The sequence below is a fragment of the Maricaulis sp. D1M11 genome, assembly GCF_047308265.1.
GTDB lineage: Bacteria > Pseudomonadota > Alphaproteobacteria > Caulobacterales > Maricaulaceae > Maricaulis.
In genome coordinates this window covers 134,393-149,733 of sequence record NZ_JBKQWY010000010.1, presented here as the reverse complement: position 1 = coordinate 149,733, position 15,341 = coordinate 134,393, and the positions used below count along the sequence as shown (strand labels likewise).

Here is a 15,341-nt window from a genome sequence, read left to right as displayed (position 1 = left end):
CGGGCCAAGGACTGAGGCCTGTTGGAAGCATGATGTCGGGCATTCATATGTCACCCATCACCGCGACGGCTCCTGCACCGTCAGCGGCAGTTGTCCGTCCGGCTGAGCCGGAGGGAGGGCAGACTCGTGTGTCCGGTTCCGGCTGTTCCAGCTGCGGGTCGTCCAGCTGTCCCGGTTGCGACAGCAAGAGCGTCAACAAGGCTCAGGGAGCCAATCAGCTCACCGAGGAGGAGCAGCGCCAAGTCGAAAAGCTCAAAGCCCGTGACCGGGAGGTGCGGGCCCATGAACAGGCACACAAGGCTGTCGGTGGTCAATACGCGGGCGGTATCAGCTATGAGTTCCAGCAGGGCCCGGATGGAAAGCGTTATGCGGTGGGTGGAGAGGTGCCCATCGATGCCAGCCCCATTGAAGGTGATCCCGCGGCGACAATTGAAAAGATGCGTATCGTCAAAGCCGCGGCACTGGCCCCGGCTGAACCGTCAGCACAGGACCGCAAGGTCGCGGCGATGGCCGATGCCAAAATGGCTCAGGCGAGAGCCGAGTTGGCGCAGCAGTCAGACGAGACTGATCCCAATGACCGCGAAGCGGGCAAGGAGAACAAGCTTCGTCCTTCGCTGAATCAGCAGCTGGCTGAGATGCGTGGTGAGGAGCCGGAAGAGGCGCGCTCAACCGTGAATCCCGACGGGTCCCGGGCGTATCAGGCCATTACAGAGCTGGCCGCTAGCATTGCGGCGTAAATCTGATCCGGTGGTCCTGTCAGCCGTTCGGAGAGTGAAACGGCACGCTGACCCTGTTTCTTCCCTGTGAAGATGCCCACGCTGTGTGAGGATTTCAGGCCGTGGACGGGAAGAACCAGTCGGGTGTGTCGGGACCGCCCGAAAACCACCGGATCAGGATCAGGCGGGCGATCGGCATCCACGCGCCTGAAACATGAGATGCGCGTCAGAATTTGCGCATATAGTCGGCGTGATCACCGTTTCGGTGGAACAGGCGAGCCAGCCACCCCCACAGGCCGCCAGCGCGCAACCAGTGGATTTGACCCGCATCAGGAATGGGCGGGTGCTGGCGCTCATACATCAGTTCAAACACTTTCATGACGTCGCTCCTCTCTCTTTCGTCATAAGATGAGACGGGTATAATCGACCCGATTGCACCCTGACCAACGCAATATCGAGGGTCTGGCATAAGTAAATTTTATGGGTTTGGCTGAGAGGGCGAGGGATGGGTTTATGGGGTTGAGCGAGTCCAGATCTAACCGACTGCCGCCGATCCAGGCGATCCGCGTCTTTGAAGCGGCGGCACGGTTCGGGAATTTCACCCGGACGGGCGAAGCTCTGGGCATGACCCAGGCCGCGGTCAGCTATCAGATCAAGATCCTGGAAGACCGGCTTGGGTTTAAGCTTTTCGAGCGCAAGGCCCGCCATGTTGAACTCACCCCACGCGGACACCGGTTGGCCAGTGGAACCAGTGAGGCCTTTCGTCTCCTGGAGCGTACGTTCGAGGATGTCCGGGCGGAACGGGACAGTATTCTCCACATCACGGCTCTGCCCACTTTCTGCAATAACTGGCTCGTGCCGCGCATCGGGGCCTTTCAGCTGGAACATCCAGATCTGGCAGTCCGGATCGATACCAGTGATGAGATGAAGGATATCAAGGCGGGTGAGGCGGATATCGGCCTGCGCTCGGGTTATGGAAACTGGGAGGGGCTGGAAGCCCGCCACCTGTTCGAGGACAAGACGGCGCCCCTGGTTCCGGCGGCGGCCATGGAGCGTTACGGTCCCTTCAACCGGGCTGAAGATCTGCTTCAGCTGCGCCTGTTCGGTCCCATGCTGTGGTGGCGTGAGTGGTTCCGTGAGCAAGGCGTGGATCCGTCTCTTCTGCCGTCCCGGCCTCACCTGGAACTGGAGACGCAGACCATGGAAGTGTCGGCTGCGATCGCATCAGGTGATGCAGCGACAATGGTGACCCCGATCTATTTCGCCGAGCAGATCGCGTCGGGCGTGCTGGTGCAGCCCTTCAAACATGAAAGTCCTCATACGCACAGTCACTACATGGTGTTCGACCCAGCGCGGCAAAAAGAGCCTAAGATCCAGGCATTCATCCGGTGGATGCTGTTCCAGCCCATGGCTTTCTGTCTCAATCGGACAGAACCGGCTTTTCCTCAGGCGGGTAAGGCGCTAACTCCCCCCCATGACTGATATCAAGTTCTGCGGACTGAAAACGGGCCAGGATGTCCAGGCGGCACGCCAGGCCGGTGCGCGCTATACGGGCTATGTCGTGTTCGAGAAAAGCCCGCGTCATGTTTCACCCAGCCTCGCAGGGGAATTGGCGCATCTGGCCACCGGCACACAGACCGTCGCCGTGACCGTCAATCCGGATGATGACCTTCTGGCACGCCTGCGCGATGCCATGCGTCCGGACTGGATTCAGCTGCACGGGTCAGAAACTCCCGAGCGCGTGGTCCAGGCCCGCGCCTATGCTCAACGTGGCATTATCAAGGCCTTGCCTGTGGCAGAGGCGTCGGACCTGGCTGAGGTTGATGCCTATGCCGGTGTCGCGGACATGTTCCTGTTTGATGCCAAACCGCCCAAGGGGGCGGATCGTCCGGGAGGATGGGGCGTGGGATATGATTACGCACTGCTGAAGAATCTGCAGCTGGCGCAGCCTTGGCTCTTGTCTGGGGGGCTGGACCGAACCAATGTCCTTGCCGCTGTAAACGCGTCCGGAGCGGGCGGTGTGGATGTGTCCTCAGGCATTGAATCCACACCGGGCGTGAAGGACCCCCATCTTATCCAGGCCTTTTCCGAGGCCCTTCAATCATCCGCGTGAAGGAGATAGCCATGAGCGATACCGCCTCTGTCGACCCCCGACCGAATGCGCTGTCTGCCTGGCCGGATGCCAAAGGCCGATTTGGCGATTTTGGTGGGCGTTATGTTGCTGAAACCCTCATGCCGCTCATCCTCGACCTGGAGCAGGCCTATGAAGATGCCAAGCGGGATGTGAATTTCCGCGCGCAGATGGATGAATTCCTGCGCGATTACGTCGGAAAACCGTCGGCGCTGTATTATGCGGAACGTCTGACCGAGCATTTTGGCGGGGCCAAGATCTGGTTCAAGCGTGACGAGCTCAATCATACGGGCAGCCACAAGGTCAATAATTGCCTGGGGCAGGTCCTGCTGGCCAAACGCATGGGTAAGACGCGGATTATCGCGGAAACCGGTGCCGGCCAGCATGGTGTGGCGACCGCAACTGTGGCCGCCCGTTTTGGTCTGCCATGCACGGTGTTCATGGGAGCAACCGATGTTGCCCGACAGGCGCCCAACGTCTTTCGTATGAAACTTCTGGGCGCGGAAGTGGTGCCGGTTTCCTCGGGAACGGGCACGCTAAAGGACGCGATGAATGAAGCGCTGCGCGACTGGGTGACGAATGTCACCGATACGTTCTACGTGATTGGTACGGTTGCCGGCCCGCATCCCTATCCGGCCATGGTGCGCGATTTCCAGTCCATCATTGGCCGGGAGGCCCGGGAACAGTTTCTCGAGCGTGAGGGGCGTCTCCCCGATGCGGCTGTTGCCTGTATTGGCGGCGGCTCCAATGCGATGGGACTGTTCCACCCCTTCATTGAGGACGAAAGCGTGCGCCTGATCGGTGTCGAAGCCGCCGGGCACGGGATCGAGACCGGCGAGCATGCGGCCAGCCTCAAGGGTGGCAAGCCGGGCATTCTGCATGGCAACAAGACCTATCTTCTGCAGGATGATGACGGTCAGATCATTGATGCCCACTCTATCTCCGCGGGTCTGGACTATCCGGGGATCGGGCCGGAGCACGCCTTCCTGCACGACGCCAAGCGCGCGGAATATGTCTCCGCCACCGACAAGGAGGCGCTCGAAATGTTCCAGCTGTGCACGCAGTTGGAAGGCATTATCCCGGCGCTCGAGCCAGCGCACGCCCTGGCACGGGTGCGCGACCTGGCCGGTGAGCTGGGCAAGGACGGGCTGATCCTGATGAATATGTGCGGTCGCGGCGACAAGGACGTCCCGCAGGTCGCGGAGATGTTGGGAGTGGAGTTGTAATGTCGATCACCAACCGCCTCACCACCCGTTTCAATGAACTCGACGCATACGGGCGCCCCGGATTCGTCGCCTATATGATGGCGGGTGATGGCGACAGCCAGGCCCTGCTCAATGCCTTGCCGGGGGCGGGCGCTGATGTCATCGAGCTGGGCATGCCCTTCACGGACCCGATGGCGGACGGCGCATCCATCCAGAAGGCGGCCCTACGCGCGCTCGAAGCAGGCATGACTCTCAAGGGCACGCTGGCCCAGGCCGCTGAGTTCCGCAAATCCAACCGGGAAACACCGATTGTGCTGATGGGGTACGCTAATCCGATCCACGCGATGGGATGGGCGGTGTTTGCCAAGGCAGCGTCAAAGGCGGGTATTGACGGGCTGATCTGTGTGGATCTGCCGCCGGAAGAAGATTCCGAGCTACGCACCCTCTTGGCAGAGCACAGTATTTCCATGATCCGCCTAGCGACACCAACAACCGATGATGCCCGACTGGGACGTGTGGTCGAAAATACCTCTGGCTTCGTTTATTACGTATCCACGACAGGTGTGACAGGGGCCGGGTCCGGTGCTGTCACAGAAGTCGGTGAGGCTGTGGACCGGGTCCGCAAGGCATCCGGTTTGCCCGTTGCTGTCGGTTTTGGCGTACGCACGCCCGAACACGCCGCCACGATTGCCCAGCGGGCGGACGCGGTGGTTGTCGGTTCGGCGATCGTGGACGCGATGGCCGAGGGCGGAGTAGACGGGGCCACCGGTCTTGTGAAGGAATTGGCGGCGGCCGTTCATGGCGCTCGCCGGGCGTAACAGTTGTGAGTGATCACAACAGTTGAGGACAGGAATCGTCGATGAACTGGTTGTCCAAAATCACCCCTCCCGGGGTTTCCAAGATCTTTTCCAAGCGGGACACGCCGGAGAATCTCTGGGTTAAATGTCCGATCTCTGAAGAGATGGTGTTTCACAAGGATCTGGAAGCCGGCATGTTCGTCACACCGGCCGGTCACCATATGCGGATCGCACCCGCCTGGCGGTTCCAGTTCACGTTTGACGGGGACTACACCGAGATCGATGTGCCTGATGTTCCCCGGGATCCGCTGAAATTCAAGGACGACAAGACCTATGTGTCGCGTCTGGCTGCTGCCCGCAAGAAAACCGGGCGTGATGACGCCATGGCGATTGGTGTGGGGGAAATCCAGGGTGTGGAGACGGTCGTGCTCGTCCAGAATTTCGCCTTCATGGGCGGATCGCTGGGCATGGCGGCGGGAGAGGGTTTCATCAAGGCTGCCGAGACTGCTTACGAGCGCAAGCTTCCGCTTGTTGTCTTCACGGCGGCAGGTGGCGCGCGAATGCAGGAAGGGGCCCTGTCCCTGATGCAGATGCCGCGAACGACCCTGGCGATCGACATGCTCAATGAGGCGGGGCTGCCGTATATCGTCGTCCTGACCGATCCGACGACGGGCGGCGTGACGGCGTCTTATGCGATGCTGGGCGATGTTCACATTGCCGAACCGGGTGCCCTGATCGGTTTTGCAGGACCGCGGGTCATCGAACAGACCATTCGTGAAAAACTGCCGGAAGGCTTCCAGCGCTCCGAATATCTGCTCGAGAAGGGCATGGTGGACAAGGTTGTGCATCGTCGTGAACTGCCCGCCACTCTGGGCCGTCTGTTGCGAGTGATGAGCAAACGCCCCAGTGCCACGGTCCGCGACGAGCTGGCACCGCCGCCGATTGACCATGTGCCCACAGACGGAGGCGGCCATTAGTGCCCGCCGTCAGGCACTGGATGATGCGCTGGAGCGCCTGGCGCGCCTGCACCCGCAGAAAATAGATCTGTCGCTGGGGCGCCTGCAGCGCCTTCTCACGGCACTGGGCTCACCGCAGGACGTCTTGCCGCCAGTCATTCATGTGGCCGGTACAAATGGCAAAGGGTCCACGTGTGCCTTCCTGGCCGAAATGGCCAAGGCGGCCGGTGAACGGGTTCATATCTACACTTCGCCTCATCTGGTCGATTTCAACGAGCGCATCCGCCTCTACGGCGAGCCGGTGAGTGATGATGTGTTGATGGAAGCCTTCGCCCGGTGCGAGGCAGCCAATTTTGGTGAACCGATCACATTCTTCGAGATCACCACAGCAGCGGCCTTTCTACTGTTCAGCGAACATCCCTCCGACCGTCTCATCCTGGAAGTGGGGCTTGGAGGTCGTTTCGATGCGACCAATGTCATTGCCAAACCTGCGCTGAGCGTGATCACACCGGTCAGCCTGGACCATCAGGATTTCCTGGGTGATACGATCGAAAAGATCGCGGCAGAAAAGGCCGGCATCCTGAAATTCGGTGTCCCGGCCGTAATATCGGCCCAGGACGAGAAAGCTCGCACGGTGATTGCGGGCGAGGCGCGCAAGGTTGGAGCGCCCCTGTGGGTCTATGGCAGCGATTTTGACGCCTATCCCCAGCACGGACGGTTGGTCTACCAGGACGAGACCCGGTGCTGGGATCTCTCTTCTCCGGGGTTGATAGGACCGCATCAAACTATCAATGGGGGTGTGGCGGCGGCGTGCGGGGCAATGCTGGGCTGGCCGGAAGAGGCGGTCAGTACCGGTCTGGCCAAGGCGCGCTGGCCCGGTCGTCTGCAAAGTATCACTGCGGGGCCGATCGGTGAGATAGTTCGTGAGACCGGTGCGGAGATCTGGCTGGATGGCGGTCACAACGAAGCGGCGGCACGGGCCTTGTCGCATGCTTTTGCGGATATGGACGAACGGCAGGAACGTCCCTTAATCCTGGTGTGCGGATTTTCACCCAATAAGGATGTTCGGGGCTGGTTCCGGCATTTCACCGGGTTGGCGCGGCATGTGATCACGGTGGGCTTTACATCCGGTCGCGGCGGTTCGATCGATCCGCGTGATGCCGCCAAGCTGGGCATGGCAGAGGGTTTCACCGTTGAATGTGCGTCCAGCCTGCTTCATGCCGTGCGCACCGCTGCCCGCACTCGTCCGGCGCCACGCATTCTTATAGGCGGATCGCTGTATCTGGCCGGGGAGGCTCTGGCGCTGGGCCGTGATCTTCCGCCGCAATCAACACCCGGCTAATGTTACGGCGATGTAAGCATCCAAAACCGTACTGGCAGACATCCGAGGGTTGAAGCAGTCCGCTCAAGCTTTGGAGATCTTATGCGTAACCTTCTTGTTTCATTGACATGCAGTCTCACCGCTCTGTCATCTCCCGCCCTGGCCCAGACCGCAGAGCCATCAGAGCCCGTGAGTCTTGAGACCGTGGCCGAGACGATCAATGCGCGAATGCGGGCCCATCACTATGATCCCGCTGAACTCGACAGCGCGGCCTATCGCGCCATCGAAACCGCGACAATCGATCTCGGGCGTACGGCAGAAACGCCGGAAGACTTCCTTGCAGCCTATAACGCACTCTGGGCCGATGGCCCCTTCTCCCATGTTCAGCTCTCAATTGCCCGGGCTCCTGTTGCGGCCATGATCGCACAGATCGACAGCATGAGGATCGGCGGTGGAGGCGCCGTGCTGAGCTGGGAGGGCGACACCGCAATTCTCGACATCAACACGATGATGGGAAATGACACGATCGAGGAGATCGAGGTCGCTTACTCTCAAATCGCATCACGTGGAGCGGACAAGCTGATCATTGATCTGCGTGGCAATTCTGGGGGTGCCTTCGCAGTCAAACCTTTGGTCGAACACGTAATCGAGACGCCCCTGGACGCCGGTGTGTTCGTATCCCAACCTTGGAATGCCGCCTATGACCGCGCACCGACAGTGGCAGATATTGCAGATCTGGAGCCCTGGACAGGTTGGTCGGTGAGCGCTTTTTGGGCTTCGGCCCGCAACAATATGCTCACACCCATCCGATTTCATCCCGAAACGGAAGACCATTTCTCTGGACCAGTGTTTGTTCTGATCGATCAGGGTACGCAAAGTGCAGCGGAAATGGCCGCCGATGCGCTCGATGCATCAGACCGGGTGACCCTTGTTGGGGAATCCACTCCCGGGCGGATGCTGTCCCAGACTATTTTCGACATTCCGGGCGGTTTCCAACTCGCCCTGCCGATCGCGGATTACTACTCCATTGCCAATGGCCGGATTGAAGGCCACGGCGTAGCGCCGGACATCGAAATGGAGCCAGAGGCGGCACTCGAATACGCCTTAGCGCAATAAAGCCTACCTCAATGCAAAAGGGCCACCCGATGGGTGGCCCTTTTCATCTCGTCCGAGAACCCTTAGGCCAGTGTCTCGGCGATCCACTCATTGATCTTGCCTTTTGCCATGGCGCCGATCTTGGTGGCGGCGACCTGACCATCCTTGAAGATCATCAGGGTCGGAATGCCACGCACGCCATATTTGCCCGGTGTCATCGGGTGATCATCGATATTGACCTTGGCAATGGTGATCTTGCCGTTCATTTCCTGAGCGATTTCTTCCAGCGCCGGAGTGATCTGTTTACACGGACCACACCATTCGGCCCAGAAGTCGACCAGGACCGGGCCATCGGCATTCAGAACATCGCTTTCGAAGGACTCATCGCTAACCATTTTGGTTGCCATGGTGTTGCTCCTTGTATCTCGGGACGAGGCGGCAACAGCCGCACTCTGGGGATGGCCGCTCACCTAAGAAGCCGGTCTGTCCTCGTCAAGGCGTGGACCGGTTCAATGAGCGATCAAGAATCTCATCGGGCAGTGTCATAAGCTGAGCCGTGTCCGTCCACAAGAGAGAGCAGATTACAGTCTTGTGGGGGTAAAGGGCCCGCAATAACTGGCGATACGCCGCCATCTGACCGATATAGAGTGGGGAGACCTCTTCGACAGTCGCGGCAGCAGGTCGGTTGGTCTTATAATCAATGATCAAAACGCTGTGATCGGTGACCACCAGACGGTCCACCTGCCCCCTTACTGTTGCTCCCGCCCGCAAGCCGGGCGCGCGTCCGCTCAGGGAAACTTCCGCCTGGCTATCCGGGCCGAAGAGCGGGGCAAAGTCGGGATGGGAGAGAATACCCAGGGTTTCTTCGAGAATAATCGAGCGCTGGGTTTCGGCCAGATCCGTTTGACGGTCCAGATACCGTTTGGCGGCCTCTGCCCGACGGGAGTCCGGCAGGGGTGGCAGTGTTTCGAGCAATTTGTGAATCACATCACCTCTGCGGAAACGATATCCATCCGGATCCGAAAGAGGTGAATTGACGGCGTCTGAGGACAGGCCGGCTTCACCAAAATCGCGGGATGGGTTCACATTGACCAGGCGCCCAGCCTCTTGCGGTGCGTGTTGCGTGGCCCAGTCGGGAAGGCCGGTGGATGTCGCGGTGGTGGTGGCGCCGCGCATTTGCTGGTCGCGATCCGGGCCCCGAACCTTGCCCGCCGGGAGGTCATCATACAGGGCATGAAGCGGTGTTTGGAGATCCGTCCAGGTCTCATCGGTCCATTGGCGTTCCAGTCGGGCATACCAGCTGTCTTCGTCAACCTTGCCCGGACTTCCCAGCCCATGACGCCATCCGCAGACAATCAGGTGATCGCGTGCCCGAGTGAGGGCGACATACAGCAAGCGCTCGTTTTCAGCCCGTTCCCGGGCGGCCAGTGTCTCGCGCCAGTCCGACACGATAAGCGGATCCTCCGCCTTGCGTGGAGACCATAAAAAGCCGGCGTCCGGGTGCAGGAAAAAGCCCGGATCACGTCGTCGTCCCGGTGAACGTGTGGTGTCAGGCAGGATCACCACCGGCCATTCCAGACCCTTGGCGCCATGCACGGTCATCACCTGGATCTCATTGCGATCGCCCGCCTGCTCGCGCTTGATCTGTGTGTCGTCGGCCTCAAGCGTCGCAATAAAACGCGCGAGGGAGCCGCTATCGCGGTTCTGAAAGTCCAGCGCGCGTGACAGGCATTCTTCCAGCGGATCACGAGCCTCTTCACCCAGGCGTGCAAACATCCGCGTCCAGCGGGTCTCACCCGTTGGCGTGCGCGCATTCAGAAAATCGGCGATCAGGGCATAGTGAGGCATGCGATCGGCCCTGTTGCGAACGTCGACAAGGGCGTCTCGGGCCTCCAAAAGACGACCATCCTCGCTTCGCAGGAGGGCCGCCCATAATCCGCCGCGCCGGGTGTTCTGACGGGTTTGTGTCAGCGCCAGCAGAACATCATCATCGATCAAAGGGGATGCGCTGTCCGCCGGATCGAAGAAAGGTGATTTGAGCACTTCGGCCAGGGCCAGATCATCACTGGGTGTCACGGCGAATTTCAGCAGGGAGAGAATGTCCTGTACGGCGGTCTGGTCGCGCAGGACCATCCGGTCCGCACCGGCCACGGGCAGGCCCTGGATCTTGAGTTGCCGGATGACTTCTTCGAAAAATCCACCTGTGCGGCGCCAGACGAGCAGCGCGATATCGCGCGGTTCAACAGGGCGTTGCTCGAACCCGCCGCCGTCTGTCTCATGCCACACGGTCTGACCGGTCTCGATCATGGTTCGAACGTGTTCGGCGACGGTTCGGGCGAGGACATCAACCGATGAACCGGCCTGGCGGGCGTCGACCGGGTCAAGAATGGAGGTTTCCTCGGTCTTTTCCGGACGTGGCACCGCCGGCCAGAACTCGACGCGACCTGGCGTATGGCGGCGGGCTGCGGCATGGCCGGAATAGTGAAGGAAGGGCGGGGCCTGGAATTTCACTTCTGGGGCCAAGGGCTCGGGTGTCTGGGCCAGGTCGGCGAAGGCCTCATCCACAGCGGCCAGAATGTCTGACGCCGATCGGAAGGAGACATTCAGGGAGGGCGTCTCGAATTTCAGCCCGGCCGTCGCGGACCTTCGTTGGAGGCGCTCGCCCTCCGCGATAAAGCGATCCGGTGCCGCTCCCTGGAAAGAGTAGATGGATTGTTTTTCGTCGCCGACCGCAAACACCGTTCGGGCATGTTCGCCGGAGGCCTGGTCGGATCCCGCGCCGGAGAAAAACTCTTCCGATAGCGCAGCGATCATATCCCACTGGGCGGGAGCGGTGTCCTGGGCTTCATCGACGAGAATGTGGGCCAGTCGGGAATCCAGCTTGTAGCTGACCCAGCCGGCAAAGGCATTGTCCGGAGCGAGCAGCCCGCCTGCCAGATGGATCAGGTCGTCAAAATCAAGGGCCCGTCGGAGCTCTAAGCCTTCTGTATAGTGAGTGATAAAGTCCGCAGCGAGGCTCAGGGCGGCCCGGCTACCCTCGGCGCAGGCGAGGTTTTTCAGGCGAAACTCCGTGCTTTGGATACGGAGCGTTTCGGTGCCATAGCCCAGTCGCTTGACCGAGCCGAACAGGGCCTCGATCCAGTCATGATGGCGGGCTGTGGTCGCCGGCGTGATATCAACCTTGAGCTCGTTTTTCTGGGTGTAGAAGAGAGACCGGTAGAGCGTGTAGGCCTGTTGGTCGGTCTGGGCATTCAGGGCGTCGAACAAGGTGGCGGCGAAGCTCTTGTCCGTGGCTCCCTTGCTGTCCGCCAACAGCCGGGCGGCCTCTTTCAGCCGGTCTTTGGGTGCGGCCTGCCAGGCCTCGGCTTGCAGACGCGCTGTAGTGTCCGTCGGGTCAACACCCAGGCGGGCATACAGTCGCTCAACAGCGCCAGAGCGGCCGCCCGAGCGCTCGATCAACCTCACCAGGGCCTGTCGGTTGAACCGTGCAAAGTTGAACACCTGATCGATACTGTCCGGGCCGGACCGGTCCAGCATAACGGCAAGGGCCTCGCGATCCGGAGTGGACAGTACGGCCCTTTTGGAGGCCTCAGCCAGATCCCGTGCAGCGAGATCATCGAGCGTATCAAATCCTGGTGGTGCGCCGGCTTCCAGCGGAAAATATCGCAGCACACGTTCGCAGAAGGCGTGAATGGTCTGGATCCTCAGTCCGCCGGGAGTCTCCAGTGCTCGCGCAAACAATTTGCGGGCATTGGCGAGATCGACAAGATTGACGCTCTCATGTCCCAGTCGGGCCAGATCGGCTTTGAGGTCGTCATCCCCCGCCACGGACCATTTGCCCAGTCGGTCGAACAAACGCGTCTGCATTTCGGCTGCTGCGGCCTTGGTGTAGGTGATGCACAGAATGCGGTCGGGCGGAATGTCCGACAGCAAGATATTCGTGACCCGGTCGACCAGCACCCGGGTTTTCCCCGAACCGGCATTGGCTTCCACAAATACGCAGGTATCGGGCTGGGCGGCGAGTAATTGTTCGGCCGAGGCCGAAGCCGCGATCACCGGATCAAAACCGGGCTGGTTCATGTCTCCTCCCCCGACACCGCGCTGGACCACTCCCCACGCCGCGCCAGAAGGTCGTACTGCCCGTAATCATGGGTGTATTTCAAACGGGGCTGGGAGGCATATCCTGTCGTTTCAGTATCGAAACGGGCGATCCAGTTGTGCAAATCGTCCAGTGCACTCTCGGTGAGGGCCTCTGCCGAGCGCGTGCGTGAGCTCAGGCGGGCTTCCTCACCGCCATCCCGCCCGCCTGACAGTTTGAGATAAAGGAGTTCAGCCGCGGGCCCGGCGGACAGGCTGGTAAAACCACCGGACGCCAACACGGCTGCCGTCAGAGGAAGCTGAGGATCGAAACCGGCGGCCACCTCTTTTGTGGAGGGCGGTCGGCCTGTCTTGTAATCGAGCACTTCGTATCGCCCGTCTGCGTGGCGATCGATGCGATCTGTCTGGACGCGCAGGGTGAACGGACCTTCCGGACCGTGAAGCGTCATTTCGCCTTTGGCCTCAATCGCTGCGGGCAGGAGACTGCGCCCACGACGGGCAGCCTCCCAGCGGGCAAGCCAGGTCATGGCCTGGGACAGGCGCGGGGCTTCCACTTCCAGGGCCGCGCTGTCGAACCCGGCCGCGCGCAAGGCCTCCATTCCCGCGGTGGCCAATTGTTCTGCAGCGTCCTCCGGCCAGCGTGTTCCCCAGGCCTTGTAGCAGCGCTCGAGAACGGCATGCAGGGCTGTGCCCCGCTCGCGCGGACCGGTGGCCATATCGGGCGGATCAAGCGGACGCAGTCCCAGAACATGTTTCGCATAGATGGAATAGGGATCGCGAATCCAGGTGCGGATCTCGGTCACCGAGAGCGTGCGCGGGCGCAGGGCGAGGGGTGGTTTGGGTTCGGGGCGTTGGGCCGGTCGCACATGGTCTGGCGCGCGATCAACCGCCCGTGCGATCGACAGATAGTCCGTATCGGGTCTAAGCGCGTCTTGTGCGCCTTGCTCCCCCAACGTGCCACGCAGCAGGGTTTTCAGACGCCAGATCCAGCGCGACGCCACGGTCGGTGATCCGCCACGCTTTTCAGATCGGGTGATCAGGACATCGGACCCGGCGGCCAGTTGGGCAAAATCATGCGCCGCCAGACCTTGCCGCTGTTCCGGCATGGCCAGGCCCAGAGCGTCGCGCATGCCGCGGCTCAACCAGGGATCAGCGCCTATAGAGCCCGGCCAGACGCCTTCGTTCAGGCCCGCCAGAATAATACGATCCGCTGTGAGAAGGCGCGATTCGAGCGGTCCAAGAATCTGGATGCGTGGATGCAGGCCGCGTTCGGGCGGCACGCGTCGCGATTGGGCGAGATCGGCGAAGGCGGCGGCATAGGTCGCAAAATTGACCGGCGCCAGCGCATCGCTTTCCGTCATCATATCGCGCATCAGCCCACAGGCCGCTTCTCCGGCTTTACCATGCCAGAGGCGAACCGCACCGGCGACCGCATGATCACCGGCCAGAGCTTCTGCCGCCTGCGCATGGGCCGTTGTCCAGTCGGCAAGGCTGCGGGGCTGGTCTGTGAGCAGGGCGGCTGCCTCCGCCAGTGTGGCGAGGGCCGTGGTCAGCATGGGGCGGTCTGTGTCGTGCAGATCATCCGACTGGGCCAACCGATCCAGAATCGCATCCAGATCCGGTCCGGGTCGAGGTCCGCGCAGGCAGGCCGCTTCCAGCTTGCCCAGAAGACTATGAAGCGGGCCACGCTCGCAGCGCGCCGCAAAAAAGCCTGAACTCCAAAGGCTCATGATGGGAACCACCTGGCCCGGTGCGCTGATGACATCCAGCAAGCGGAGTAGGAACTGACCGACATCGGTCTGGTTGAGAGCCGTCCCGGCCGAATTGTCGACCATAACGCCATAGCGCAACATCTGCGCGGAAACCCGGTCTGCCAGGAGGCGGTCAGCGGTCACAAGCAGGGCGGTCCGGCCTGGAATTTCCAGCGTTTCGCGCAGGGCAAGCGCACACACACGCGCCTCGTTGATCTCGTCCGGACACTCCACGAGTGAGAAGCCGGTTGTGCCGCTGGGCAGAAAACCGGGTTCATTGCCGGCTTCGATATCCGCAATGCGTTGCACCCAGTCGCTGGTGGCTTCGGCGGGGCGCAGGGCCTCGGCGATCAAGCGGCGCCGTGCCCGTGCTGTCTCGGGCTCTGAGGCTCCGGGCCAGGTCCTGATCTCGCTTCGGTGCAGCCCCAGGCTCTCTACAAAGGCGCGCATCGCCCATTGCGGGTGGGCATCATCGATGTGGGACCAGCTGCGGTCATCACTGTCCCAGTCAAAGCCGGGCAAGACGACGGCGCCGTGTTCCAGGTGTGCAATGTCACGCATCAGTTCACGGGCCGCCGGGATCGATCCTGTCGAGCCGACAACCAGCACCGGCGTGTCCGGCGGACTCTCGGCCCACTTGTCCCGAAGCGCATCCAGCACCCTGTTACGCCTGTCTGCCGGATCGATGCGATCAAGCTCCGCCAGACGGGCTGGCCAAGCCTCGGCCAGTATGTCGAGAAAGCTGGCGGTCTCCAGACGATCAGCTGGAAGCTCTCCGGCGAGACGGTCAGCCAGGCCGGCCAGGGACCCAGCGCGCTCGGTCGCCAGATCATCCAGCGCCATGGCCAGCGGATCGGCCAGCGCGAGCGCGCCCGCCAGATCCATGGTGCGCCCCAGTGCGGTTTCCTTGGCGAGGATCAGTCGCGCCAGTTCGAACCGTCGCCGGGCTGGCGATATGGCTTCAGGCACAAGACCAGCCAGCTCGCCAGGTTCGAAGGGCGGGTCGTCGACATCGATATCACCCAGCGGACGGATCAGCGGCAAGACGGCAACGCCATTGCCCGCTGCCCGTGCAAACGCATCGCCCAAGGCGCGTGCGGCCCGCCGTGTCGGCGTCAAAAGTGTAATTTTTGCAATGGCCTGTGGATTGCTTTCGGCCTCGAAATGATCGCGCAACGTCGTCGCGACCGTCCGCAGAAAGTCAGCCTGCGGTGGCAGGGTGAAGACGCGCGGTGTCCCGGCCGAGAAGAGGCTGTCCCCGGTCACGCGGG

Annotated in this window: 12 protein-coding genes; 8 read left to right on the top strand and 4 right to left on the bottom strand. The window is 61.5% G+C overall.

Features of this window, described 5'->3' with window-relative positions:
* Positions 1-47: 47 nt before the first annotated feature.
* Positions 48-737: a putative metalloprotease CJM1_0395 family protein gene (locus RMQ97_RS14280; protein ID WP_413661572.1), complete on the top strand. Its 690-nt coding sequence runs from the start codon at positions 48-50 to the stop codon at positions 735-737.
* A gap of 205 nt (positions 738-942) precedes the next feature.
* Here RMQ97_RS14280 and RMQ97_RS14275 read toward each other — a convergent pair whose 3' ends face one another.
* Positions 943-1,095: a hypothetical protein gene (locus tag RMQ97_RS14275; RefSeq protein WP_413661571.1), complete on the bottom strand. Its 153-nt coding sequence runs from the start codon at positions 1,093-1,095 to the stop codon at positions 943-945.
* 134 nt (positions 1,096-1,229) lie between these two features.
* On the opposite strand from RMQ97_RS14275, the gene RMQ97_RS14270 reads away from it, so the two are divergent.
* The 7 genes from RMQ97_RS14270 to RMQ97_RS14240 all read left to right on the top strand — a co-directional run bounded on the left by RMQ97_RS14270 (position 1,230) and on the right by RMQ97_RS14240 (position 8,242).
* Positions 1,230-2,198, top strand: coding sequence for a LysR substrate-binding domain-containing protein (locus RMQ97_RS14270; protein WP_413661570.1), 969 nt, complete (start codon positions 1,230-1,232; stop codon positions 2,196-2,198).
* The gene (locus RMQ97_RS14265; RefSeq protein WP_413661569.1) at positions 2,191-2,829 is read left to right on the top strand and encodes a phosphoribosylanthranilate isomerase; all 639 of its coding nucleotides are present in this window, start codon (positions 2,191-2,193) and stop codon (positions 2,827-2,829) included. The genes RMQ97_RS14270 and RMQ97_RS14265 overlap by 8 nt, the downstream gene beginning before the upstream one ends.
* An 11-nt stretch (positions 2,830-2,840) precedes the next feature.
* On the top strand, positions 2,841-4,073 hold the full coding sequence (gene trpB, locus RMQ97_RS14260) for a tryptophan synthase subunit beta (RefSeq protein ID WP_413661568.1): 1,233 nt from the start codon (positions 2,841-2,843) through the stop codon (positions 4,071-4,073).
* Positions 4,073-4,870, top strand: coding sequence for a tryptophan synthase subunit alpha (gene trpA / locus RMQ97_RS14255; protein WP_413661567.1), 798 nt, complete (start codon positions 4,073-4,075; stop codon positions 4,868-4,870). The genes trpB and trpA overlap by 1 nt, the downstream gene beginning before the upstream one ends.
* Before the next feature lie 41 nt (positions 4,871-4,911).
* Entirely contained in the window at positions 4,912-5,826 is a 915-nt protein-coding gene (accD, locus tag RMQ97_RS14250) for an acetyl-CoA carboxylase, carboxyltransferase subunit beta (RefSeq protein WP_413661566.1), read from the top strand.
* Positions 5,798-7,147, top strand: coding sequence for a bifunctional folylpolyglutamate synthase/dihydrofolate synthase (locus RMQ97_RS14245; RefSeq protein ID WP_413661565.1), 1,350 nt, complete (start codon positions 5,798-5,800; stop codon positions 7,145-7,147). The genes accD and RMQ97_RS14245 overlap by 29 nt, the downstream gene beginning before the upstream one ends.
* Before the next feature lie 81 nt (positions 7,148-7,228).
* On the top strand, positions 7,229-8,242 hold the full coding sequence (locus RMQ97_RS14240) for a S41 family peptidase (RefSeq protein WP_413661564.1): 1,014 nt from the start codon (positions 7,229-7,231) through the stop codon (positions 8,240-8,242).
* A gap of 62 nt (positions 8,243-8,304) precedes the next feature.
* On the opposite strand, the gene trxA is transcribed toward RMQ97_RS14240, so the two are convergent.
* The 3 genes from trxA to addB are packed head-to-tail and all read right to left on the bottom strand — an operon-like array spanning position 8,305 to position 15,336.
* On the bottom strand, positions 8,305-8,691 hold the full coding sequence (trxA, locus tag RMQ97_RS14235; RefSeq protein ID WP_413661563.1) for a thioredoxin TrxA: 387 nt from the start codon (positions 8,689-8,691) through the stop codon (positions 8,305-8,307).
* Between the two features lie 22 nt (positions 8,692-8,713).
* Complete coding sequence (gene addA, locus RMQ97_RS14230; RefSeq protein ID WP_413661562.1) at positions 8,714-12,301, bottom strand: double-strand break repair helicase AddA; 3,588 nt, start codon at positions 12,299-12,301, stop codon at positions 8,714-8,716.
* On the bottom strand, positions 12,298-15,336 hold the full coding sequence (gene addB, locus RMQ97_RS14225) for a double-strand break repair protein AddB (RefSeq protein ID WP_413661561.1): 3,039 nt from the start codon (positions 15,334-15,336) through the stop codon (positions 12,298-12,300). Before addB ends, addA begins: the two co-directional genes overlap by 4 nt.
* Between the last annotated feature and the right edge of the window lie 5 nt (positions 15,337-15,341).

Coding starts and splice junctions, on each gene's coding strand:
- accD (WP_413661566.1), top strand. CDS start 4,912: ATGAACTGGTTGTCCAAAATCACCCCTCCCGGGGTTTCCAAGATCTTT.
- RMQ97_RS14280 (WP_413661572.1), top strand. CDS start 48: ATGTCACCCATCACCGCGACGGCTCCTGCACCGTCAGCGGCAGTTGTC.
- RMQ97_RS14275 (WP_413661571.1), bottom strand. CDS start 1,095: ATGAAAGTGTTTGAACTGATGTATGAGCGCCAGCACCCGCCCATTCCT.
- addA (WP_413661562.1), bottom strand. CDS start 12,301: ATGAACCAGCCCGGTTTTGATCCGGTGATCGCGGCTTCGGCCTCGGCC.
- trpA (WP_413661567.1), top strand. CDS start 4,073: ATGTCGATCACCAACCGCCTCACCACCCGTTTCAATGAACTCGACGCA.
- RMQ97_RS14240 (WP_413661564.1), top strand. CDS start 7,229: ATGCGTAACCTTCTTGTTTCATTGACATGCAGTCTCACCGCTCTGTCA.
- trpB (WP_413661568.1), top strand. CDS start 2,841: ATGAGCGATACCGCCTCTGTCGACCCCCGACCGAATGCGCTGTCTGCC.
- RMQ97_RS14245 (WP_413661565.1), top strand. CDS start 5,798: ATGTGCCCACAGACGGAGGCGGCCATTAGTGCCCGCCGTCAGGCACTG.
- RMQ97_RS14265 (WP_413661569.1), top strand. CDS start 2,191: ATGACTGATATCAAGTTCTGCGGACTGAAAACGGGCCAGGATGTCCAG.
- RMQ97_RS14270 (WP_413661570.1), top strand. CDS start 1,230: ATGGGGTTGAGCGAGTCCAGATCTAACCGACTGCCGCCGATCCAGGCG.